The organism is Pantoea sp. CFCC18177 (genome assembly GCF_059412425.1).
The window spans coordinates 31,937-53,446 of the sequence record NZ_JBNBPL010000006.1; the positions used below are offsets into that span (position 1 = coordinate 31,937).

Annotated in this window: 19 protein-coding genes; 18 read left to right on the plus strand and 1 reads right to left on the minus strand. The window is 50.3% G+C overall.

The window, feature by feature from the left end:
* Positions 1-67: 67 nt before the first annotated feature.
* The 15 genes from ACPUC8_RS08020 (at position 68) to tssE (ending at position 17,136) form a co-directional block, all read left to right on the plus strand.
* Positions 68-1,072: an IS630 family transposase gene (locus ACPUC8_RS08020; RefSeq protein WP_039329450.1), complete on the plus strand. Its 1,005-nt coding sequence runs from the start codon at positions 68-70 to the stop codon at positions 1,070-1,072.
* A gap of 258 nt (positions 1,073-1,330) precedes the next feature.
* Positions 1,331-1,840, plus strand: a complete 510-nt coding sequence (locus tag ACPUC8_RS08025; RefSeq protein WP_059109811.1) for a hypothetical protein — start codon at positions 1,331-1,333, stop codon at positions 1,838-1,840.
* Positions 1,841-1,867: 27 nt separating this feature from the next.
* A complete protein-coding gene (locus tag ACPUC8_RS08030; protein ID WP_494926010.1) occupies positions 1,868-2,839 on the plus strand; it encodes a DUF4123 domain-containing protein in 972 nt (323 codons plus the stop codon).
* Between the two features lie 40 nt (positions 2,840-2,879).
* Entirely contained in the window at positions 2,880-4,052 is a 1,173-nt protein-coding gene (locus ACPUC8_RS08035; protein ID WP_039329443.1) for a KPHS_23130 family T6SS system protein, read from the plus strand.
* Positions 4,053-4,482: 430 nt separating this feature from the next.
* Positions 4,483-7,293 carry an ImcF-related family protein gene (locus ACPUC8_RS08040; RefSeq protein WP_158649443.1) on the plus strand — a complete coding sequence of 937 codons (2,811 nt, stop codon included), beginning with the start codon at positions 4,483-4,485 and terminating at the stop codon, positions 7,291-7,293.
* Between the two features lie 117 nt (positions 7,294-7,410).
* Positions 7,411-8,304, plus strand: a complete 894-nt coding sequence (locus tag ACPUC8_RS08045) for a formylglycine-generating enzyme family protein (protein WP_494926011.1) — start codon at positions 7,411-7,413, stop codon at positions 8,302-8,304.
* 35 nt (positions 8,305-8,339) lie between these two features.
* Positions 8,340-9,206, plus strand: coding sequence for a formylglycine-generating enzyme family protein (locus tag ACPUC8_RS08050; RefSeq protein ID WP_494926012.1), 867 nt, complete (start codon positions 8,340-8,342; stop codon positions 9,204-9,206).
* A 38-nt stretch (positions 9,207-9,244) separates the two neighbouring features.
* Entirely contained in the window at positions 9,245-10,108 is an 864-nt protein-coding gene (locus ACPUC8_RS08055) for a formylglycine-generating enzyme family protein (protein ID WP_039329439.1), read from the plus strand.
* Positions 10,109-10,140: 32 nt separating this feature from the next.
* Complete coding sequence (locus ACPUC8_RS08060; RefSeq protein ID WP_039329437.1) at positions 10,141-11,004, plus strand: formylglycine-generating enzyme family protein; 864 nt, start codon at positions 10,141-10,143, stop codon at positions 11,002-11,004.
* Positions 11,005-11,129: 125 nt separating this feature from the next.
* Positions 11,130-11,699, plus strand: a complete 570-nt coding sequence (locus ACPUC8_RS08065) for a DUF3592 domain-containing protein (RefSeq protein ID WP_039329435.1) — start codon at positions 11,130-11,132, stop codon at positions 11,697-11,699.
* A gap of 73 nt (positions 11,700-11,772) precedes the next feature.
* Positions 11,773-13,365: a type VI secretion system protein TssA gene (tssA, locus tag ACPUC8_RS08070; RefSeq protein ID WP_081998075.1), complete on the plus strand. Its 1,593-nt coding sequence runs from the start codon at positions 11,773-11,775 to the stop codon at positions 13,363-13,365.
* A gap of 25 nt (positions 13,366-13,390) precedes the next feature.
* Positions 13,391-15,160, plus strand: coding sequence for a type VI secretion system baseplate subunit TssF (tssF, locus tag ACPUC8_RS08075; RefSeq protein ID WP_039329432.1), 1,770 nt, complete (start codon positions 13,391-13,393; stop codon positions 15,158-15,160).
* Positions 15,124-16,203 carry a type VI secretion system baseplate subunit TssG gene (tssG, locus tag ACPUC8_RS08080; protein ID WP_039329576.1) on the plus strand — a complete coding sequence of 360 codons (1,080 nt, stop codon included), beginning with the start codon at positions 15,124-15,126 and terminating at the stop codon, positions 16,201-16,203. Before tssF ends, tssG begins: the two co-directional genes overlap by 37 nt.
* Complete coding sequence (gene tssJ / locus ACPUC8_RS08085) at positions 16,184-16,708, plus strand: type VI secretion system lipoprotein TssJ (RefSeq protein WP_039329430.1); 525 nt, start codon at positions 16,184-16,186, stop codon at positions 16,706-16,708. Before tssG ends, tssJ begins: the two co-directional genes overlap by 20 nt.
* Before the next feature lie 2 nt (positions 16,709-16,710).
* Positions 16,711-17,136, plus strand: a complete 426-nt coding sequence (gene tssE / locus ACPUC8_RS08090) for a type VI secretion system baseplate subunit TssE (protein ID WP_182059038.1) — start codon at positions 16,711-16,713, stop codon at positions 17,134-17,136.
* A 104-nt stretch (positions 17,137-17,240) separates the two neighbouring features.
* On the opposite strand, the gene yaaA is transcribed toward tssE, so the two are convergent.
* On the minus strand, positions 17,241-18,014 hold the full coding sequence (gene yaaA, locus ACPUC8_RS08095; protein ID WP_039329428.1) for a peroxide stress protein YaaA: 774 nt from the start codon (positions 18,012-18,014) through the stop codon (positions 17,241-17,243).
* Positions 18,015-18,227: 213 nt separating this feature from the next.
* On the opposite strand from yaaA, the gene tal reads away from it, so the two are divergent.
* The 3 genes from tal to ACPUC8_RS08110 all read left to right on the plus strand — a co-directional run bounded on the left by tal (position 18,228) and on the right by ACPUC8_RS08110 (position 21,307).
* Positions 18,228-19,181: a transaldolase gene (gene tal, locus ACPUC8_RS08100; RefSeq protein WP_494926013.1), complete on the plus strand. Its 954-nt coding sequence runs from the start codon at positions 18,228-18,230 to the stop codon at positions 19,179-19,181.
* 123 nt (positions 19,182-19,304) lie between these two features.
* Positions 19,305-19,892: a molybdopterin adenylyltransferase gene (mog, locus tag ACPUC8_RS08105; RefSeq protein ID WP_039329424.1), complete on the plus strand. Its 588-nt coding sequence runs from the start codon at positions 19,305-19,307 to the stop codon at positions 19,890-19,892.
* 113 nt (positions 19,893-20,005) lie between these two features.
* Positions 20,006-21,307: an MFS transporter gene (locus tag ACPUC8_RS08110; protein WP_039329574.1), complete on the plus strand. Its 1,302-nt coding sequence runs from the start codon at positions 20,006-20,008 to the stop codon at positions 21,305-21,307.
* Positions 21,308-21,510: the final 203 nt, after the last annotated feature.

Sequence of the window (21,510 nt, forward strand, 5' to 3'; positions counted from 1 at the left end):
GAACTCAGTCCGGATTGTGCGATCTGATCAATCGCCAAACCAACCCTGTCACCAACCGGACTGAGCGATGCCGATCATAGCACCAATCCCCCGCGACGAACGACGCCTGATGCAGAAAGCGATACATAAAACGCATGACAAGAACCACGCCCGCAGGTTGACCGCAATATTGATGCTGCATCGTGGTGACCGTGTCAACGACGTGGCCAAAACCCTCTGCTGCCCCCGTTCATCCATTGGGCGCTGGATTAACTGGTTTACGCTGTCGGGTATTGAAGAACTGAAATCCTTGCCTGCCGGGCGTTCACGTCGCTGGCCCTTTGAGCATATCTGCACGCTGTTGCGCGAACTGATAAAGCACTCTCCCGGCGATTTTGGTTATCAGCGTTCACGCTGGAGTACGGAATTGTTAGCTATAAAAATTAAAGACATAACCGGCTGCAGGTTGCATGCTGCCGGGCTTGTGTGGCGCAGAGCAGCGCCAACCTTGCGTATTCGTGACCCACATAAAGACGAAAAGATGGCGGCAATCCATAAAGCGCTGGACAAATGCAGTGCTGAACATCCGGTATTTTATGAGGATGAAGTTGATATCCATCTCAATCCCAAAATCGGCGCGGACTGGCAGCTTCGGGGGAAGCAAAAACGCGTCGTCACACCGGGACAGAATGAAAAATACTGTCTGGTCGGTGCGTTACACAGCGGCACGGGAAAAGTGAGCTACGTTGTCGGAAACATTAAAAGTTCGGTGTTGTTTATTAGCCTGCTGAAACACCTGAAAGCCACGTACCGACGGGCAAAAACGATAACACTCATCGTGGACAATTACATCATCCATAAAAGCAGGAAAACGCAGCGTTGGCTAAAGGAGAATCCGAAGTTCAGAGTGATTTATCAGCCAGTTTACTCACCATGGGTGAACCACGTTGAACGCTTATGGCAGGCGCTTCATGACACAATAACGCGCAATCACCAGTGCCATTCAATGTGGCAGTTGCTGAAAAAGGTACGGCACTTTATGGAAACTGCCAGCCCCTTCCCCGGTGGGAAACATGGTCTGGCAAAAGTGTAGCGGTATTAGGCGCAGCTATTTAGCCTTTAAAACCACGATGCTAATGCAACATAGTATGAAGACGAAAGATTTATTAATACATGTTGAGTCAATTTAAACTGTGGGGAAAGAAAATGACAATCCATTTTATCGCAAGTGTGAAACGTCATTTACTATGCCTGGCATGATGATTACATCTAAACAAATTTACGAAATTGATAAGAACAATGACGGCGACCTTATCATTAAATACACCATGTAACCGTTAGGGAAAACACCATGACACAATCAACTTTAGAAAAAACGTATTACTCCTGCTCTGATAAAATACGGCTGCCCCCTTTAGATGAAATGAGATCGGCGATTGCCCATTTTTATCAAAACCAGGGAGGCAAATCGAAATGGTTTAACTTTATTGGTTTAGGAGATACGGTTGAGTTTCGCTTTATAAAGAAAATGTTTTATGTAAGCGATTTTATGTGGCCTTCAGTTATTGGCTTCTGTGGCATTCTTGTTTCCATTTTTAATCTTCTTAACAATGGCGTGAGAGGACTCACTATTGGACACTTTCATAGCGATCTGGTATTGATTCTTGTGTTGTCATTATGCTTGTTTTTAAGCGCCTATCCTTTTATGGCTAAAAACTTCGACTGCAACATGCAGGAACGTCCACCGGCTACTTCATATTTTATTCGCCTGTTGAAACTATCAGCCATTTTTGTCATAAGCTCGCTGCTGTTTGTGTCTGCGTTTTATTATCTGGAGCTGATTAGTATTACCTTTTATTAAACTGGTAGACGCGTCAGGAAATTTACTATGCTTAATGACATGACCTGTAGTGGCGAATTAATTACGAGTGAAAACCTTGCTCGGCTTAAAGCGAGAAGTCTTAGGAAACATGAAAAATGTTGGCTGCTTATCGATCCTACTTTACGTACTTTGCATGAAGACAGCGACTTGTGGCCTATTGTCGATGAATTGAACTGCCACAGAATTCTTTTCCCCCATCCAGATCTTGATGGGGTGATGGAGCTATGGTTAGTGGCGATCACGCCCGACAATGATGTGCTGTTAAATGAGAGTATGTTGGCCGCGATGAATGAATTGAAGCCTGAAAAACTGACGCAGGGTCGAGGGCGCACCATTTGCGGGTGGCTGATATCATCCGCATCGATAGATTATCTAAAACGACATATATCGGAGACCTCGATACAGCCTGTCTTAGATTTGGGAACGTATATGCTGCGTTTTTACGACCCTACTGTTATTGCGATGACCTCAAAGCATTTAGATGATTGGCAGCGGAATAGACTATTTGGTGCAGTAAACGACTGGTTTTTCCTCGATGGAGACGGAAAAGTTATGTGCCAGCAAGGCTATTATCGCGGAGAAGAGCAGTTGGATTTCTCGCTATCTATCTCTGGAACGACATGGGAGAAGATAAAGCGTGCAGGCGTATTAAATATTTGCTTAAACACTTATCGCAAAACCTCTCGTAATGAAGTACTTGTCAGTGAAAAAAACGCCAGACTATGGTTAGAGGCTGCAATGGACGACCTTTCTCATACGTCAGTGTGGTCTCGGCCTGAAGTATATTTGCCCCTAAGTATCGCAATTTTGACCCAACATCCTTCTGTTTATCTACATGAAGATATAGCTGTTATGATCGCCAGAACGGAAAGATCAATCGATAAAAATTATCAGCCGATGGCCGATTTCCTGCAGAATATAGATTGGACGAGAATTGTTGAAGATTGTCAAAAGCAATTTCCACAACACCCATGCTAATATTTTCTATATATTTTACATGTAAAATGGAGGTGGGTGAATGTCCTGGCCCATACAAAAGGTCATACCGCCAGCGGACCCGAAGAAAATTGTCCGGCAGCGATGGATTCGCGCCATAACGCTCGTAGGTGTGTCATTTTTTATAGCATTTTATTTCATCAATAACTTCCATCCTGAAACAAAATTATACCGATTATTGACAGCATCTTTTATTGGGGTGGTCATATTACTGATGATTGCTTGGTCACTACGATGTTACAAGTATGGTACTGATATTGATTACAATCATTACTACTTAGATCAAGCTGGCAAGGTTGAAAAGCATTGGAAAGCCTGGTGTAATGAAAGCCTAATAGTGATTGATGCTAAATTAATTACCCCACCCTCCGTAGATAAGAATGTCTTCATTGATAATGAAGACTTCATGGTCAGGAAAGAAAATGCAGCTTTGCTGAATTCAGCGCTATCCAACACTGTTTCTAATCAAAAAATTATGCAGGAGTTGCTATTCTCTTTACGCGGGCGTTTTCAGCAAATCGTGGCACTCACAGACTTTGATGTTTGCTTTGTTAGGGCGCCGGATCAAGCCAGTCAGGCCGATTTTATTGCGTGCTGGAAGGATATGGGCTTCTCGGTAGACTTAATATCGGCTTTCCATTTCATTCCTGTAGAGTATGAAGAAAAAATTGGATGTTGGCTCAAGGGAGCAACAAATAAAACCTATATTGTCATTGATGTTCATTTGAATGATCTTCCGGATGGAGACAGGGTCGAAACAGAGTATGGCGCGGCCTTGCTGCTTTCAAATAACCTGCAACTGGAAAAGATGAATAATAAGGCTCGCTTATTGAGACCCCAAATTAGCCAGCCATTAAATCTGTCTTTAGATGTTTCTGATATGCTTCATTACCAATCGTGCATGTCAGATTCGAAAAATATCTGGTGTTCTAATCTTTCCAGCGAACAACTTGCTGAGTTGACGATAACTGTAAATCAGCAATACAAAGTTCATGAATATGAATTCATTCCGCCAATTAGAGAGTTAAATTTATTTTTGGGGCCCATTAGGCGGAACAGTATTTGGTTGAACCTCGCTTTTGCATTGGCAGCAATAGACAAGCAGCATGAATCTCAATTGGTAGCCTGCGAAACCAATGGGCGAATTATTCTCAATGTGTTAGTTCCCTTCTCAAAAGTCATGGAGCAGGCTTGAAATGAAAGCGTTTAATTTTTGGCGAACAATTGGATTGTTTTTTTTCGTATTGTTCATAGGCATAGCCGCTGCTGCATTCAGCTATTTTTTTGCTGACGCATTAGGTTGGGGGGGAGCAAGACGCCAGTTTTACTTGTGGCTGATGGCCATGGGAGCGAGTTGTGCCATTCTTGCTGCGTTCAACGCGGCAATGAATGCGGGGCGTGGTGGTTTGAAATTTCGACAAGACCCTGCGGAACTGCCAGTACTCGATTCGACGCCATCAAGCATGACGGATTGGATCCAGGAGATGCGTGACCATCTCCGCTATCGTTATGGCCGCAGTTGGAGACAGAAGGTCCAATTCTTATATCTCTTAGGTGATGCTGCTGCAGTTGACAAGGTCGCGCCAGGTTTATCATTTAATCAGTGGCTTGAGGGAGATGGTGCAGTGCTCATTTGGAGTGGCTCCCTGAACACTACCGATGAAAATCAACAATTGAGTGCATTGAAGAAACTTCGCCGCCGCCCGCTGGACGCGATGATTTGGGTCAGTGATGGACAACAATTTCACCAGGCAACGCAAGTCGATGGGCTCGTCAGAAAAATCCATCAGCGCTATCACTCCATCGGCTGGCGGATACCGATTTATTTATGGGAAGTGCAGCACAGCGATTGGCAGCAACATGACCGAATGACTCAATCAGTTGGGTGTTTGTTAGCGGAGCACAGTGCTCCTGTAGATTTAGAGAAAGGCCTGGAGTCTTTGACGCCGATGTTGAGCAGGCAGGGTATGCAGCAATTGATGCTCAATCCACAACATGACTTCCTTCTGCGGTTGGCGCAAAAACTGGCAAACGGAGGAGGCACGCGCTTTAAACAAAGTTTGCAGCCGTTAATGAATGGACCACAGTCACTTCATCTGGCTGGATTGATGTTTAGTTTACCCACCGCCACGAATGGCGCCGCAGCCGCACCACATAGCTGGCTGGCAGACACGGGTTGGAAAAGTTTGCTGGAAGATTCCCGACATAAATGTGCGCATCGTCTAGGCTTGCCGTGGGAGAAAAGTGTGCAGTGGGGCATTTTGGGCTTGGCCGCCGCTTGGGCGTTAGGCAGCGTGACATCATTCACCAGTAATCGTGCACAGTTACAAAATAGCAGGGAGTTGGCGCAGGCTGCCGTTGAGGGCAATCAACCCCTTAACACCCACATTATTCGTCAACTGGCACTACAGCAGCAGATTGCCCGTTTGCAATATCAAGCCGCGCAGGGCGCACCCTGGTATCAACGCTTTGGCCTTGATAGCAGTCGCCAACAACTGGCCGCGCTCTGGCCATGGTATGCGCGCAGTAATAATGAGTTGATGCGCGATGCCACCGCATCTCATCTTGAGCAGCAACTCGCTGCGATGCCAAAAGTGGCTAGCCGCAGTGATTACAACCATCTCAAAGCGTTACTGATGATGGCGCATCCAGAAAAGAGTGATGCGGCATTTCTCAGCAAGACCTTATTGAGCAGTTGGCCTGAACGTGCAGAAGTTGGTGCAGGATTGTGGCGCAGCAGCGCACCGGCGTTGTACGGCTTCTATGCACAAAATCTGCCGCAACATCCGGCGTGGCGTATCACGCCAGATGCCAGTCAAATTAGCGCCGCGCGTCGTACCTTATTACGCACCACCGCAGCACGTAGTCTGGAAGACAAGCTGTATCAGCAGATGATGCATCAGCTCGTTCCAGCCTTTAGCGACATGACCCTGAACCAGATGGTAGGTGATACTGATGCCGCTTCACTGTTCACCACCGATGACGTCGTACCGGGGGTGTTTACGCGTCAGGCCTGGGATCAACAAGTGAAGGCTGCTATTGCCAAACGGGTCGATCAGCGTCGGGAAGCCTTCGATTGGGTGCTGAGTGATAACAGCGTAACAGCAGCGGATGATTTGTCGCCTCAGGCGCTACAAGCGAGACTCACTCAGCGCTACTTCACCGATTACGCGGATGCATGGCAGCATTTCCTCAACAGCCTGCGTTGGAACAGTGCGGAGAACCTCGCGGATGCCATTGATCAGATGACATTGATGACCGATGCGCGCCAGTCCCCACTGGTGGCATTGATGAGCACGATACAGTATCAGGCTCGAGCGGGTGAAGCGCTGGCTCCTGATGCTAAAACCCTGTTTAGCGCTGATGCCGCCGCAGGCAAAGCGCCCACCACGTTGCCAGAACCGCTGGCAGCGACGTTTGACCCGCTGCTTGCGCTCAGCAAGGGCGATGCGGGCGGGCAGGGCAACAATAACCTCAGCCTGCAAACCTTTATGACGCGAGTGAATCGTGTGCGTCTGAAACTGCAGCAGATCACCAACGCAGCCGATCCGCAGGCCATGGCGCAGTCACTTGCTCAAAGCGTGTTTCAGGGGAAATCGGGGGATTTGGCGGACACCCGTGATTACGGCAGTCTGATGTCAGCCAGCCTTGGTCAGGAGTGGAATGGCTTTGGTGACAATGTCTTTGTGCGTCCGCTGGAGCAGGCCTGGCAGCAGGTGCTGTCACCGACTTCGGAAAGTCTGAATAGCCAGTGGCAGCAATCGATTGTCAGCGAGTGGGAGAAGTCTTTTGCCGGGCGCTATCCATTTAATGCCACCCAAAGCGATGCCTCTATGCCGCTGTTGGCGAAATACCTGCGCAGCGACACCGGGCGTATCGATGCCTTTATCAAATCGAGGTTGAGCGGTGTGTTGCACAAAGAAGGCAATCAGTGGATGCCGGATGCCATCAACAGCCAGGGCATGCAAATTAACCCGGACTTCCTGAAAGCGGTCAACCAACTCAGTGCGCTTTCCGACATTCTGTTTGCCAGCGGTGATGCGGGAATGCGATTTGAGCTGATGGCACGCCCTTCACGCAATGTGGTGCAGACCGACATCACCATTGATGGACAAGACATCAAGTATTTTAACCAGATGGAGAGCTGGAGCGCGGTGAGCTGGCCGGGCAATGTCTTTAAGCCTGGCGTATTGCTGAACTGGTCGAGTGTCAACGCCGGAAGTCGCCAGTACGCCGATTATCAGGGAAGTTGGGGGCTGATTCGCTTGCTGGAGCGCGCCACGGTGAAGCAACTTGATAGCAGTCGCTATCAGTTGACCTTCGCCGCACAGGATGGCTTGCCGCTGAACTACATTCTTCGCACTGAAGCCGGCTCCGGCCCGTTAGCACTGCTGGCGCTGAAAGGATTCCGATTACCTCAGCAGATCTTTTTGTAATCCACCCTGAATAAGGAAATATTTGCTGTTTGGAGTGGAAATAAAATAGAGCGCAATGCAGAACATTTTTTTACATTGGAAGGGATTTGCGTTGAGAATGGTTTAGGGAATAGGATTATGTATTTTAAATTAAATGAAAAGGCGCGATATTTCGCCATTATATTTTTACCATTATTGTTAAGTTCCTGCGATGGTAAAAAAGATAAGGAATCCTTGCAGGCGCAGCATGACTTAATTGAGCGCTCGCAGGCTAATATGGTTAAGGTCAAAGGTGGAACGTTTGAAATGGGGGATTTTGGCCCATTAATTGATGAAAAATTGCCCATTTCACTCGGCGAAGATGATAAAGTGCTGCATAAAGTTACGCTCGATGATTTTAGCATCAGTAAATACAAAGTCACCTGGCAGGATTATGATGTCTATTTACGCGCGAAAAACCTGTCCAGGCCTGATTTGCCGCCTGGCAATGAAGACGACGGGGAGAAATTGCAGGCACCCGATATGCCTGCTGCTTTAAACTGGCAACAGGCTCAGGATTATTGTCACTGGTTAGGTGAAGTTTCTGGAAAAAAAGTAGGCTTACCCACTGAAGCACAATGGGAATATGCTGCCCGTGATGGTGGTAAATATGTAATTTATGCTACGGATAACGGGAAGTACGAAGAGGGAAGGAATGTTCCTTCAACCGAACAGCGTGAAGAAATGACGAGAATGATGTTCAATTATCCCGTAGGGAAATATCCACCTACGCCATTGGGTTTATATGATATGGCCGGGAACGGAGTAGACTGGATGCAGGATTGGTACGCAAAAGACTATTATTCCCACTCCGCTAAGAAAAACCCCACAGGCCCTGAAACGGGAACCAAAAAAGTCCTAAGAGGGTATGAGGGTGGCGGCGGTATTTTTTCTAATGCGACCGTATTTCGAAAATCAATTGATCCTGCTCTTGGCAACAGAAGCTGGTACTTACCCTTTTACAATGCACGCTGTGTAATGAATAACCAGTGATTTATTTGATTGGTATTTAATAACTGGAACTAAAGATGCTTAAATATTTAGCCATCATTTCACTGTTGCTGCTAAATGCCTGTGACGGGAACAAGGATGTTAAAACAGCTCACTTACAGCAGGATCTGGTAGATCGCTCGCTGGCTAATATGGTTAAGGTCAAAGGTGGAACGTTTAAAATGGGGGATTTTGGCCCATTAACTGATGAAAAATTGCCCATTTCACTTGGCGACGATGATAAAGTGCTGCATGAAGTTACGCTCGATGATTTTAGCATCAGTAAATACAAAGTCACCTGGCAGGATTATGATGTCTATTTACACGCGAAAAACCTGTCAAGGCCCGATGTGCCGCCAGGCAATGAAGACGACAGGGAGAAGTTGCAGGCACCCGATATGCCTGCTGCTTTAAACTGGCAACAGGCTCAGGATTATTGCCACTGGTTAGGTGGAGTTTCTGGAAAAAAAATAGCCTTACCCACGGAAGCACAATGGGAATATGCTGCCCGTGATGGTGGTAAATATGTAATTTATGCTACGGATAACGGGAAGTATGAAGAGGGAAAGAATGTTCCTTCGACAGCACAACGTAAAGAAATGACATCGCAAATGTTCAATTATCCCGTAGGGAAATATCCACCTACGCCATTGGGCTTATATGATATGGCCGGGAACGGAGTAGACTGGATGCAGGATTGGTACGCAAAAGACTATTATTCACACTCCGCTAAAAAAAATCCTACCGACCCTGAAACGGGAACCAAAAAGGTCATAAGAGGTTATGAGGGTGGAGGCGGTGCTTTGAGCAATCAGACCGTATTTCGCAAATCAAATTACCCTACTCGTGGCAACAGAAGCTGGAATTTACCTTTTTACAATGCACGCTGTGTGATTAATAATTAGTCATTGATCATACCTGTTTTTGATAACTGGAATGAATAATGAGCAAGTATTTAGTGATTTTTTTTTCGTTGATTTTAACTGCTTGTGATCCTAAAAATAATAATGCTTTTCAGGTACAGCAAGATTTAGTCAGGCACTCACTGGCTAATATGGTGGAGGTTAAGGGGGGTACATTTAAAATGGGTGACTTTGGTCCTTTAATAAATGACAGGCGACCTATCTCATTGGGCGATGATGATAAATTTTTGCATGATGTCACGTTAAGTGATTTTAGCATTGGTAAGTATAAGGTGACCTGGAAGGATTATAAAGTTTATGCAAAGTTAAAAGGCATAGTTATTCCAGATGTAGTTTATCTTTATCAAAGTGATTTAAATAAAGTTAGAGCGGATAATATGCCTGCTTCACTGAATTGGCAGCAGGCTAAAAATTATTGTCAATGGTTAGGTAAAGCAACAAATAAAAAAATTGATTTACCCACCGAAGCTCAATGGGAATATGCTGCGAGGGATGGTGGTAAACTTGTGATTTATGCAACAAATAATGGAAAGTATGAGCCAGGTAAAAACCTTGCCTCATCAAAACAAAGAAGAGAAATGACAGATACAATAATAAATTATCCTGTAGGTAAGTATCCATCAACACCATTGGGCCTCTATGATATGGCAGGTAATGGAGTGGATTGGACACAAGATTGGTATTCGGAAAATTACTATGAAGTTTCGCCAAGAAAAAATCCTAAAGGCCCTGATTCTGGCACTAAAAAGGTGATTAGAGGATATCAAAGTGGCGGTGATGAATATTCAAATCAAACTGTTTTTCGTCAGTATGAGGATCCAGCATTAGGTGGAAGTAAAGAAGTATTACCTTATTATAATGCCCGTTGCGTAGTTAATAAGTAAAGGGATTTAAACGGAATGTTAGGGGTAATACAATGCGTAATTTTTATATGATTCTTTTGACATTATTGTTGAGCGCCTGTGATAGAACAGATGATAAAAAAGTAGAGGCGTATCATAATCTAATTGTTTCTTCGCTGGCTAATATGGTTAAGGTCAAAGGTGGAACGTTTGAAATGGGGGATTTTGGCCCATTAACTGATGAAAAATTGCCCATTTCACTTGGCGAAGATGATAAAGTGCTGCATAAAGTTACGCTCGATGATTTTAGCATCAGTAAATACAAAGTAACCTGGCAGGATTATGATGTCTATTTACAAGCGAAAAACCTGTCACGGCCTGATTTGCCGCCAGGCAATGAAGACGACGGGGAGAAATTGCAGGCACCCGATATGCCTGCTGCTTTAAACTGGCAACAGGCTCAGGATTATTGTCACTGGTTAGGTGAAGTTTCTGGGAAAAAAGTAGGCTTACCCACTGAAGCACAATGGGAATATGCTGCCCGTGATGGTGGTAAATATGTAATTTATGCTACGGATAACGGGAAGTATGAAGAGGGAAGGAATGTTCCTTCAACCGAACAGCGTGAAGAAATGACCTGGGAAATGTTCAATTATCCCGTAGGGAAATATCCACCTACGCCATTGGGTTTATATGATATGGCCGGGAACGGAGTGGACTGGATGCAGGATTGGTACGCAAAAGACTATTATTCCCACTCAGCTAAGAAAAACCCCACAGGCCCTGAAAATGGAACCAAAAAAGTCATAAGAGGTTATGAGGGTGGAGGCGGTGCTTTGAGTAATCAGACCGTATTTCGTAATTCAAAGGATCCTACCCTTGGCAACAGAAGTTGGTACTTACCCTATTACAATGCACGCTGTGTAATGAATAATTAGGCACTTGCTTATCCTGTTAATAGATAGGTTTCAATTTCACCTCTCGCACGCTTGCTGATTTCTCTTTCTTAATATGTCTTCCGTGAAATAGACAGTACCTACCTCAACAGGACTTTTCATATTCCATGAACAAATCCACACGAAAACGTGTTCGCCGTAAGTGGTTAAAACGCAAGCAGCGCGAGCAGCGTATAGACCTACGTATTATGCGCGGGATCTTTTTTGGCGCACTGATAGGTATCCTGTTTTTCGGCTTTTTTGGCGTGAGGGGGCTTTGGCACTCATGGCACCAAATGATGTACTGGCAGAAAACCGAAGGTGTGATTGTCGATTACATTGAAAGGACACGTTGGAAGACAAAAAGCGACGGTGACTACTCCTGCGAAAATGACGTCTGTTACTTTGGCTCCGAGCGCGTCACTCGCATCCCGATTGTGGAATATCACTCGGCAGATGGTCAGCTCCGGCGCGTCAAAACGAGTGCTAACAGTTGGCTCGTCAGCGTTCAACGCGGTAATCATGTCACCCTCTACTATGATCCACAACACCCTGAAAATGCGCGGATGCTGTCGTTTTCCGGCGAGTTAGTAATGCTGGCAGGCTTGCTGTTGCTGATTGTGTTTCTGGTCAGAGTGATGCGGGCGACGCGTCACTCTATCAGCGCGCCCAATCCTGACAGTAAGGCGTCTTTATAATCGTATTCATCGTTTGCACGAACCCTACGGTCCTCGAACCGCTATTCACCTTTTCAGATTAAACACCATCATGATGTTACAAAAACTGATTCAACGCTGCTTCGGGCAGCGCGATGCCGATCAACAGGCGCAACAGCAGCTTGCAGCGTGGCAGCCGTGGCTGCAACCCATTAGCGCATCCTCTCCCGTTGGTGAAGACCCTTCGTATGAAGATGATTTCCAGCTGATGCGCGAAGAAGTTAATAAACTCTCTGGCGTGGATACCGCACTGATCGCGCAACTGGCGGAAAAACAGCTGACGCAGCAGTGCAAGGATGTCCGTGTCGCCACCTATTACTGCTGGGCGAGATTGCATCAGCAGGGCGATGCCGGGCTGGCGGCAGGCATCACGCTGCTGTCCGGGCTGGTGGCAAACTTTGGTGAGCAGCTGTTGCCCGCCAGAGGCAAAAGCCGTAAGGTCGCGCTGGAGTGGTTGGCGGGGAGCAAAGTCCAGGACAGCCTTTCGCTGTTTCCGGAGGCCAATCGCGAGGCAATAGAACAAGCTATCGCCGCACTCGGTCTGCTCAACAGCCAGTTTGCCACGTGGGAGGCAACCAATCAGCCCGATCTGGATGGGCTGGTCAAAATGCTGGAAACCCGTCTGCAACTGGCGGGCGGTGCCAGCCAACAAAGCCCACAGGGTACACCCGGCGCAGAGTCATCGACGGCGGCAGTACAGAGTGCGCCGGTTGCCGTGACCCGGATTCAGTCGGGCCGTGATCTGCTCGATCAGGCGCGAGAATTGACCCGTTACCTGCGCGACCAACCTCAGGGCTGGCTAGCCAGTTCGCGCATGATGCGCAGCGTGCGCTGGGATACGGTACATCAGCTTCCGGCACAGGATAGCAGCGGCAATACACGCCTGATCCCGCCGCGTAGCGAACTCCGCGCCCAGCTGAAACGCTTGCATCTGCAACAGAGTTGGATGGAGTTGCTGGAGCAAGTGGAACGCATGTTTATCGAAGGCGTGAATCACTTTTGGCTGGATCTGCACTGGTATGCCAATCAGGCGCTGAGTAAATCTGGCCATCCCTATTCGCAGTGGGCGGAAATCGCCAAACGCGACCTCGGCATGTTCCTCGAACGGTTACCCGAGCTGGAAAACCAGCGCTTCAACGATGGCACCGCCTTCGCGGATGACACCACGCGCCAGTGGATTGCCCAGCACGTGCAGGGTAATCAGCCGCGCTGGCAGCCGGAAACGCGCGTGGTCAGCAGCGGCGCAGGTTATGACATCACCGCGCTGGAAGAGGAGGCTCTGACCCGCGCTGATAGCGATGGCCTGGATGCGGCGCTGCGCTGGATCAGTGACGCGCCGGAGGTCAGCACCCGTCGGGAGCGCTGGTTGCAGCGCTTGCTGATGGCGCGGGTGGCGGAGTCATGCGGCAAAAATGATATGGCACAGCATCTGCTGAGCGAACTGGACCGGGGCGATCAGTCGCTGCGTCTGGATCAGTGGGAACCCACGTTGTTGTTTGAGGTGAAAGCACGTTTGCTAAAGCTGCTGCGCCTGAAACTGCAACGCAGCGAAGGAGATAAAGCCGCGCTATCAAGACAAATCGACGCACTGCTGGCGGGCCTGGTCGCCATCGACCCAGTGCAAGCGGCGGTGCTGTTTAACACCTGATACGACAAGAACCAATGAGGTTTACATGGATGACTTAACGCTGCGCTATTACGAAGCGGAAATGCGTTATCTGAAAGAGGCCGCACACGAGTTTGCCCAAGCGCATCCCGATCGTGCCGCGATGCTGAATCTGGACAAAGTGGGTGACCGCGACCCTTACGTGGAACGTCTGTTTGAAGGTTTTGCCTTTTTAATGGGCCGGCTGAGAGAGAAGCTGGATGATGACCTGCCAGAACTCACCGAAGGGTTGGTCAGCCTGTTGTGGCCGCACTATCTGCGTACCATTCCATCTTTATCAATTGTCGAACTGGCGCCGCAGCACCGGGCGATGAAAGTCAGTGAAACCCTCGACAGCGGCTTTGAAGTGATGTCGCAACCGGTGGGCAGCAAAGGGACGCGTTGTCGTTATCGCACCACGCAGCCCATGACCCTCAATCCGCTGACGCTGAGCGATGCCTCGCTACAAACCGAGGCAGATGGACGTTCGATGATCCGTCTGCGCTTTGATTGCAGTGCTTTAGCAGACTGGCGTGAAGTGGATTTGAGCGCTTTGCCACTCTATCTCAATGCCGATACGCCCGTGTCTTCTGCACTGCACCTGGCGCTGACCCGACAGACCCACGCGATTTATCTGCGCTACCCCGGACAGCCAGTACCGGATCGTCGTCGACTGAACGGATATTTTTCGCCAAAGGGTTTTGCCTCAGAAGACTGTCTGTGGCCGAAAAGCGACACCGCATTTAGCGGCTACCAACTGCTGTTGGAGTACTTCACCTTTCGCGAGAAGTTTATGTTTGTGGCGCTTAATGGCCTCGAACAGGTGCTGCTGCCCGCCTCATTGCCGTGGTTCGAAATCGATATTGTATTGAGCGAGCACTGGCAGTATGACCTGCCATTTAACCGCGACAGCTTCCGCCTGCACTGTGTGCCCGTGGTGAATCTGTTCACGATGGATGCTGATCCGCTCACCATCACCGGGCTGGAAAACGAGTACTTGCTGCGGCCACTGCGCGTGCAGGATGGGCACACCGAAATTTATTCGGTGGATTCAGTACGATCCTCTAAACGTGCCAACGAGCAGGAGTATGTGCCTTTCACCAGCTTCCGCCATCGTGGCGGGATGCTACGGCACAATGCGCCAGAGCGTTATTTCCACACGCGCGTGCGACGCGGGCCATCCGGTTTGCACGATACCTGGATCATTCTCGGTGGCGACGCGTTTGAGGACGACAAGCAACAGGCGGGCGAAACCCTGTCGCTGCGCATCACCGGCACCAACGGTCAGTTACCGCGCAAAGCGCTGCGCAGCACCTTACTCGACACCGCGTTGCAAACTACCCAGGTGCCGCTGCGGGTGCAAAATCTCTGCGCGCCTACGCTGCCATGCTACCCACCGGCAGAAGATCGTTTTCACTGGCGCATTCTGAGTCACCTGGGATCGAACTTCCTCAGCATGATGGACAATGCCGAAGTGCTTCGCGGCACGCTGGCGCTGTATGACTGGACCGACAGCGAGATGAACCGTCGCCGTCTGGAAGCCATTGTGGAAGTGAAACATCATCTGATTCAGCGCTTTGAACAGGGCTTCTTGCTACGCGGCGTGGATATCGAAGTGACCCTCAACAGTGATGGCTTCAGCGGCGAGGGCGATATCTGCTTGTTTGGCGAGATGCTGAATCAGTTCTTTGCACGTTACGCTGATATCCATCTTTTCAATCAGTTGACCTTGATATTGCAACCAGGAGGACGATGCCTGCGATGGAAAGAGAATCACAGTCAGCGCATTCCGGGGTGATTGCGCGGGTCGCGCCGGTGATCCACAAAACCAATTTTTATCGTTTCTGCCAGTTGGTGGAAAATGCCAACGCCGGTGCTGCGCCACTGGGATCGACCTCATCGCCCGCTGACGATCCGCTGCGTTTTCGACCGCATCCGGGTATGGGCTTTCCCAGCAGTGAGATGAAACGTGTCGAGTGGGGAGAAACCCCCGATCAGTTGCCTTCGGTGCGCACCACCTTCCTGGGCTTATACGGCGTGGACTCGCCACTACCCACGCGCTATCTCGATGACATTGCCCAGCGGCGCGAAGGGCATCAGGCGATTGAAGGCTTTCTGGATATTTTCAACCACCGCATGCTGACGCAGTTTTATCGCATCTGGCGCAAATACTCTTATCCCGCCAGCTATGAAGCGGGCGGCAGCGATGCCACCTCACAGTGTTTGCTGGGGTTGATCGGCCTGGGCATTCCGGGATCGGCCCGCAAGATCGCCACGCCCATGTCGCGCTTTCTTGCGCTCCTCAGCACCATGCGATTGCCAACGCGCACCGCTGAAGGTGTGCAGTCGCTGGTGACGCTGCTGGCCCCGCATACGCGTGCGCGGGTGATCGCCCACTGGCCGCAATCGGTGCCGCTGGCGCAACCCGCCAGCTTTAATCCGCAGCGGCGCACCTTACTGTCACAGCGCCAGGTGCTGGGCAAAGTGGGCGTCGATGCCAACAGCCAGCTGCTGCTCAAGCTCTATACCGCTGATGCCGAAGAGGCGCGCGGCTGGCAACCCGGCGGTCAACTGCACAGCGACCTGCTGGTGCTACTGCGGGTTTACCTTGGCTGGCGCTGCAGCGCCAAACTCCAGCTGACGTTACCGCACAGTGTACTGCCCGATGCCCGGCTGCAGCGTCACCATGTGCAGTTGGGGCGCAGCGCGATTCTGGGCTTCAGCGCCAAACGTAAGCCGGCATCGCTGCCAGACAACATCACGATAAACCTGGATGTCTACCAGGGACTGACTCCTAATCCTGTTCAACGAGAGGCCATTGATGGCGGTTATCAATTTTAAATTCGCGGCAGTCACGATGATTGGCGCGGCACTGCTTAGCGGTTGTGGTTTAACGCAGAGCGTTTCCGAAGGCACGGCTTCAATGACGCGTTCCATCTTCTATAAGAAGATCACTACGCTGCATCTCGATTTCACCACGCGCAGTGGCGTTAACAGCGATGAAGGTGATGTGCCACTCGCCACGCTACTGCGGGTCTATCAGCTGAAGGATCGTCAGGCGTTTGATAAAGCCGATTATCAGACGCTGTTAACCCAGGCGGATAGCACGTTAAAAGGCGACCTGCTGGCGCAGCGGGATGTGACTGTGATGCCGGGCGGCAGCGTGTCACTGGATGTGCCGATGGATAAAGAGGCCAAATACGTTGCCGTGGTCGGCTTGTTCCGCTCGCCTGATTTGCAAAAGAACAGCTGGCGTTTAGTGCTGGATCGCAACGATCTCGACGCCGATGATGCGCGAGTGATCGTGCTAGGCAATGGCGATTTAGCGCTGAAGCACAAGGAATAGCGATGAATCCTTCGCTGTATGAAATGCTCTCCTTCAACTTTGAGGGGGAGTTAGATCTGAATCAGGTGGATGAGCGGGAGCAGGTGATCCTGTCGGTGCTGGATAACATGCAGCGTATTCTTAACAGCCGCGCCGGATCGCTGGCGCATCTGCCTGATTATGGCCTGCCGGACATGAGTGTGATCCTGCAGGGATTGCCCGCTACCGCGCATCGGCTGATGGCGATCCTGCGCTACACGCTGCTGAAATATGAGCCCCGCCTTAAAGAGGTCCAGCTGACCTTAATGGAACAGCGCACACCGGGACATCTGCGCTATACGTTAGAAGCTGAGTTGAAGCAGGTGGGACTGGTGCGCTTTGGCACCGAGTTTATGCCCGAAGGCCGCGTGCTGGTGCGCCATCTACGGCAGAAAGGGCATTTGCGCTAAAGGCAAGCGTGATAAGTCACGCCGCTACGGTTAACTGTCGGTGGTTCGTTCAGGTCGCCATGGGGGCGACCTGCTTTCCATGAGTACAGAATGTGCGCGCCAGACTACTGCTCGCGGCGCTTAAACACCAGCTCGTTACCCTTGCTCTCGTCAGCTGCAAAGAAGTAGCCATCCACATCAAACTCTTTAAGCTGCTCTGGCTTGCTCAGGCGGTTTTGAATCACGAATCGGCTCATCAATCCACGCGCTTTCTTAGCGTAGAAGCTGATGACCTTAAACTTGCCGTTCTTCTCATCAAGGAACACCGGCTTGATCAACGCTCCGTTCAACTGCTTCGGCTTCACCGCTTTGAAGTACTCATCGGACGCCAGGTTGATCAGCACCTCATCGCCTTGCTCGGCCATCGCGTCATTGAGCTTCTGCGTCAGTAAATCGCCCCAGAAACCGTAGAGATCTTTCGCTGCCGGGTTGGCCAACTTGATGCCCATCTCCAGACGGTAAGGCTGCATCAAATCCAGCGGGCGCAGCACGCCGTATAAACCAGACAGCATGCGCAGGTGCTGCTGAGCGAAATCAAAATCTGCCTCACTGAACGTCTCTGCCTGCAAACCGGTGTAGACATCACCTTTAAACGCCAGAATCGCCTGACGTGCATTGTCGAGCGTGAAGGGCGGCTGCCACTGGTTAAAGCGATCGGCATTCAGATGCGCCAGTTTGTCGCTGATGCCCATCAGCGAACTGATCTGCGCGGGTGAGAGATCGCGCGCAACATCGATCAGCTGTTGTGATTTTTCTAACAGGGTTGACTGCGTAAAGCGCTGTGTCGCCAGCGGGCTTTCAAAATCCAGTGTCTTCGCTGGCGAGATAACCATCAGCATCGTGTTTGTCCTTGTTGACCCGCCTGTTTACAGGGGATTGGTGGGAATTAAGTTGCGACGAGTGTAGCAAAAAAGCTGCACGGATCGGCAAATCACTCCCATTTGTCGGCGCTATCGTAATGAGGCACTTCGTGATGTTGCGCACTGATTTGTGCGTGATATTATCCCAACAGCCTTTTACACCCTGACAGTCAACCTAAGAGAAAGAGAACCATGACGGACAAACTTACTTCCTTGCGTCAGCTGACTACTGTGGTCGCCGACACCGGTGATATCGCGGCGATGAAGCTTTATCAGCCGCAAGATGCGACCACCAACCCTTCTTTGATCCTCAACGCCGCTCAAATCCCTGAATACCGCAAACTGATTGACGAAGCCATTACCTGGGCACGTCAGCAGAGCAGCAACAAAGAAGAGCAGCTGGCACTGGTTTCTGACAAGCTGGCCGTTAACATTGGTCTGGAAATTCTGAAACTGATCCCAGGCCGTATTTCTACTGAAGTTGACGCACGTCTCTCTTACGACACCGAAGCGAGCATCGCGAAGGCGCGTAGCCTGATCAAACTGTACAACGATGCGGGCATCAGCAACGACCGTATCCTGATCAAACTGGCTTCAACCTGGCAGGGCATCCGTGCTGCTGAGCAGCTGGAAAAAGAAGGCATCAACTGTAACCTGACCCTGCTGTTCTCCTTCGCGCAGGCGCGTGCATGTGCAGAAGCGGGTGTGTTCCTGATCTCACCATTCGTGGGCCGTATCCTCGACTGGTACAAGCAGAACACCGACAAGAAAGAGTACGCTGCGCACGAAGATCCAGGCGTAGTGTCTGTTTCTGAAATTTACAGCTACTACAAGCAGCACGGTTATGAAACTGTGGTAATGGGTGCCAGCTTCCGTAACGTCGGCGAGATCATTGAGCTGGCCGGTTGTGACCGTCTGACCATCTCACCGAACCTGCTGAAAGAGCTGGCAGAGAGCGAAGGTGCGGTTGAGCGCAAACTGAGCTACACCGGTGAAGTCAAAGCGCGTCGAGCGAAAATGACCGAAGCTGAGTTCTTCTGGCAGCACAACCAGGATCCAATGGCCGTGACCAAACTGGCTGAAGGTATCCGCAACTTTGCCATCGACCAGGGCAAACTTGAGAAGATGATCGCCGAACTGCTGTAAGGTGATTGGCCGTGGCGGCACCGGTCGCCACGGTATTACGCTTTTCCCTCGCCTCCGCTTTGTATTATCCTCTTTGCATCCCCCTTTTTTTGCCGCCTTGCGGTCAACCACAGCGATAACTCAATGGATACTTTACGTATTGGATTAATCTCCGTTTCCGACCGTGCTGCTAACGGCATTTATCAGGATCAGGGCATCCCGGCACTGGAGAGTTGGCTTGCTGCCGCGCTGACCACGCCGTTTGAAATCGAAACCCGTCTGGTGCCAGATGAGCAGCCAATGATTGAGCAGGCCATCTGCGAACTGGTCGATGAGCTGTTTTGCCATCTGGTGCTGACCACCGGCGGAACCGGACCGGCGCGCCGTGATGTCACTCCCGATGCCACTTTGGCGGTGGCCGACCGTGAAATGCCGGGCTTCGGCGAACAGATGCGCCAAATCAGCCTGCAATTTGTGCCCACCGCGATTCTCTCGCGCCAGGTAGGGGTGATCCGTAAGCAGTCTCTGATCCTCAATCTGCCGGGGCAGCCAAAATCCATTAAAGAAACCCTTGAAGGACTGAAAGCGGAAGATGGCACAGTAAAAGTGCCCGGCATTTTCGCGGCTGTACCTTATTGTTTACAGTTGCTGGAAGGGCCCTATGTGGAGACCAATCCTGAAGTGGTAGCAGCATTCCGCCCTAAAAGCGCACGTCGTGAGACAAACGTCTGAAAATCACCGTTTTGAGGCATAAAATCTAGCGATACTGGTGTGGCAAATTATTGACGGTATAGTAAGGCCAGCTTTACAACTATTCTGAATTTGCCTCTGGATACCGCACGATGATGGATGCACATACGACGCGTCGACTTAACGGACAGGATTACAAAACTCTGTCGCTGGCTGCTCTTGGTGGGGCGCTGGAATTCTACGATTTTATTATTTTCGTTTTCTTTGCTGCCGTGATTGGCGAGCTGTTCTTCCCACCCGACATCCCAGAGTGGCTGCGTCAGGTTCAGACGTTTGCCATTTTTGCCGCCGGTTATCTGGCGCGTCCATTAGGCGGCATTGTCATGGCGCACTTTGGTGACAAAGTCGGGCGCAAGAAGATGTTTAGCCTGAGTATTCTGCTGATGGCACTGCCGACGCTGGCGATGGGGGCACTGCCGACCTATGCCAGCATCGGTATCGCCGCGCCGTTACTGATGCTGCTGATGCGCGTACTGCAAGGTGCCGCGATTGGTGGAGAGGTGCCAGGTGCGTGGGTCTTCGTGGCGGAACATGTGCCGGAAAAACGCATCGGCTTTGCCTGTGGCACGCTGACCGCCGGGTTAACTGCCGGAATTTTACTCGGCTCGCTGGTGGCGACGGTGCTGAACACCACACTTTCACCGGCTGCGATTCGCGATCACGGCTGGCGCATTCCATTCTTCCTCGGTGGCCTGTTTGGTTTACTGGCGATGTATCTGCGCCGTTGGCTGCACGAAACGCCAGTGTTTCAGCAGATGCAGCAGCGCAAAGCGCTGTCTGAAAAGCTGCCGCTGCAAACCATCCTCGCTAGCCACAAACGCGGTATTGTGATCTCAATGTTGCTGACCTGGCTGCTCTCTGCCTGTATTGTCGTTGTCATTCTGATGGCGCCAACCTTGATGCAGAAACAGCATGGCATCCCTGCGGCATTAAGTCTGCAAGCCAACAGTGTCGCCACCATTATGCTGCTGTTTGGCTGTGTGATAGCGGGCTGGCTGGTGGATCGCTTTGGTGCTCCGCTGACGCTGATTATCGGCTCTTTGCTGCTCGCTATCTTTAGCTGGAACTTCTTCCATCAACTCGGTGGTTCACCGGAGATGCTGTTTGTCTGGTATGGACTGGCGGGATTGAGTGTTGGCGTGGTGGGTGTGGTGCCCTTTGTGATGGTTAAAGCCTTCCCGGCAGCGGTACGTTTCACCGGCATCTCCTTCTCTTACAATGTGGCCTATGCGATTTTCGGTGGTCTGACGCCAATCAGCGTGACGTTAATGATGCAGCTAACGCCGATGGCTCCAGCATGGTATGTGCTGGCGCTGGCACTGATTGGCCTATTGGTTGGACTCTGGTTGCAGAGTGAAAAGCAGCGCGAATCCATACTGAATCAAGTGAATGTGTAATCAAAGGCGCGTAAGCGCCTTTTTCATTTCCGCATTTTTTTAAAATTATTTTAGTTTTAACCCTTGATGCGCTCTGAAGCGGCCCCATTTAGTTGTCATCGAGTGATGTCAGGCAGCAAAAAAATGCCTGACACAGCAGTTGAAAAAAGCCAGTTTGGCCGCATCTCTGCTAACAACGCTAATTGACAAGAATTTAAGTGGGA

Coding starts and splice junctions, on each gene's coding strand:
- ACPUC8_RS08020 (WP_039329450.1), top strand. CDS start 68: ATGCCGATCATAGCACCAATCCCCCGCGACGAACGACGCCTGATGCAG.
- ACPUC8_RS08025 (WP_059109811.1), top strand. CDS start 1,331: ATGACACAATCAACTTTAGAAAAAACGTATTACTCCTGCTCTGATAAA.
- ACPUC8_RS08030 (WP_494926010.1), top strand. CDS start 1,868: ATGCTTAATGACATGACCTGTAGTGGCGAATTAATTACGAGTGAAAAC.
- ACPUC8_RS08035 (WP_039329443.1), top strand. CDS start 2,880: ATGTCCTGGCCCATACAAAAGGTCATACCGCCAGCGGACCCGAAGAAA.
- ACPUC8_RS08045 (WP_494926011.1), top strand. CDS start 7,411: ATGTATTTTAAATTAAATGAAAAGGCGCGATATTTCGCCATTATATTT.
- ACPUC8_RS08050 (WP_494926012.1), top strand. CDS start 8,340: ATGCTTAAATATTTAGCCATCATTTCACTGTTGCTGCTAAATGCCTGT.
- ACPUC8_RS08055 (WP_039329439.1), top strand. CDS start 9,245: ATGAGCAAGTATTTAGTGATTTTTTTTTCGTTGATTTTAACTGCTTGT.
- ACPUC8_RS08060 (WP_039329437.1), top strand. CDS start 10,141: ATGCGTAATTTTTATATGATTCTTTTGACATTATTGTTGAGCGCCTGT.
- ACPUC8_RS08065 (WP_039329435.1), top strand. CDS start 11,130: ATGAACAAATCCACACGAAAACGTGTTCGCCGTAAGTGGTTAAAACGC.
- tssA (WP_081998075.1), top strand. CDS start 11,773: ATGTTACAAAAACTGATTCAACGCTGCTTCGGGCAGCGCGATGCCGAT.
- tssF (WP_039329432.1), top strand. CDS start 13,391: ATGGATGACTTAACGCTGCGCTATTACGAAGCGGAAATGCGTTATCTG.
- tssG (WP_039329576.1), top strand. CDS start 15,124: ATGGAAAGAGAATCACAGTCAGCGCATTCCGGGGTGATTGCGCGGGTC.
- tssJ (WP_039329430.1), top strand. CDS start 16,184: ATGGCGGTTATCAATTTTAAATTCGCGGCAGTCACGATGATTGGCGCG.
- tssE (WP_182059038.1), top strand. CDS start 16,711: ATGAATCCTTCGCTGTATGAAATGCTCTCCTTCAACTTTGAGGGGGAG.
- yaaA (WP_039329428.1), bottom strand. CDS start 18,014: ATGCTGATGGTTATCTCGCCAGCGAAGACACTGGATTTTGAAAGCCCG.
- tal (WP_494926013.1), top strand. CDS start 18,228: ATGACGGACAAACTTACTTCCTTGCGTCAGCTGACTACTGTGGTCGCC.
- mog (WP_039329424.1), top strand. CDS start 19,305: ATGGATACTTTACGTATTGGATTAATCTCCGTTTCCGACCGTGCTGCT.
- ACPUC8_RS08110 (WP_039329574.1), top strand. CDS start 20,006: ATGGATGCACATACGACGCGTCGACTTAACGGACAGGATTACAAAACT.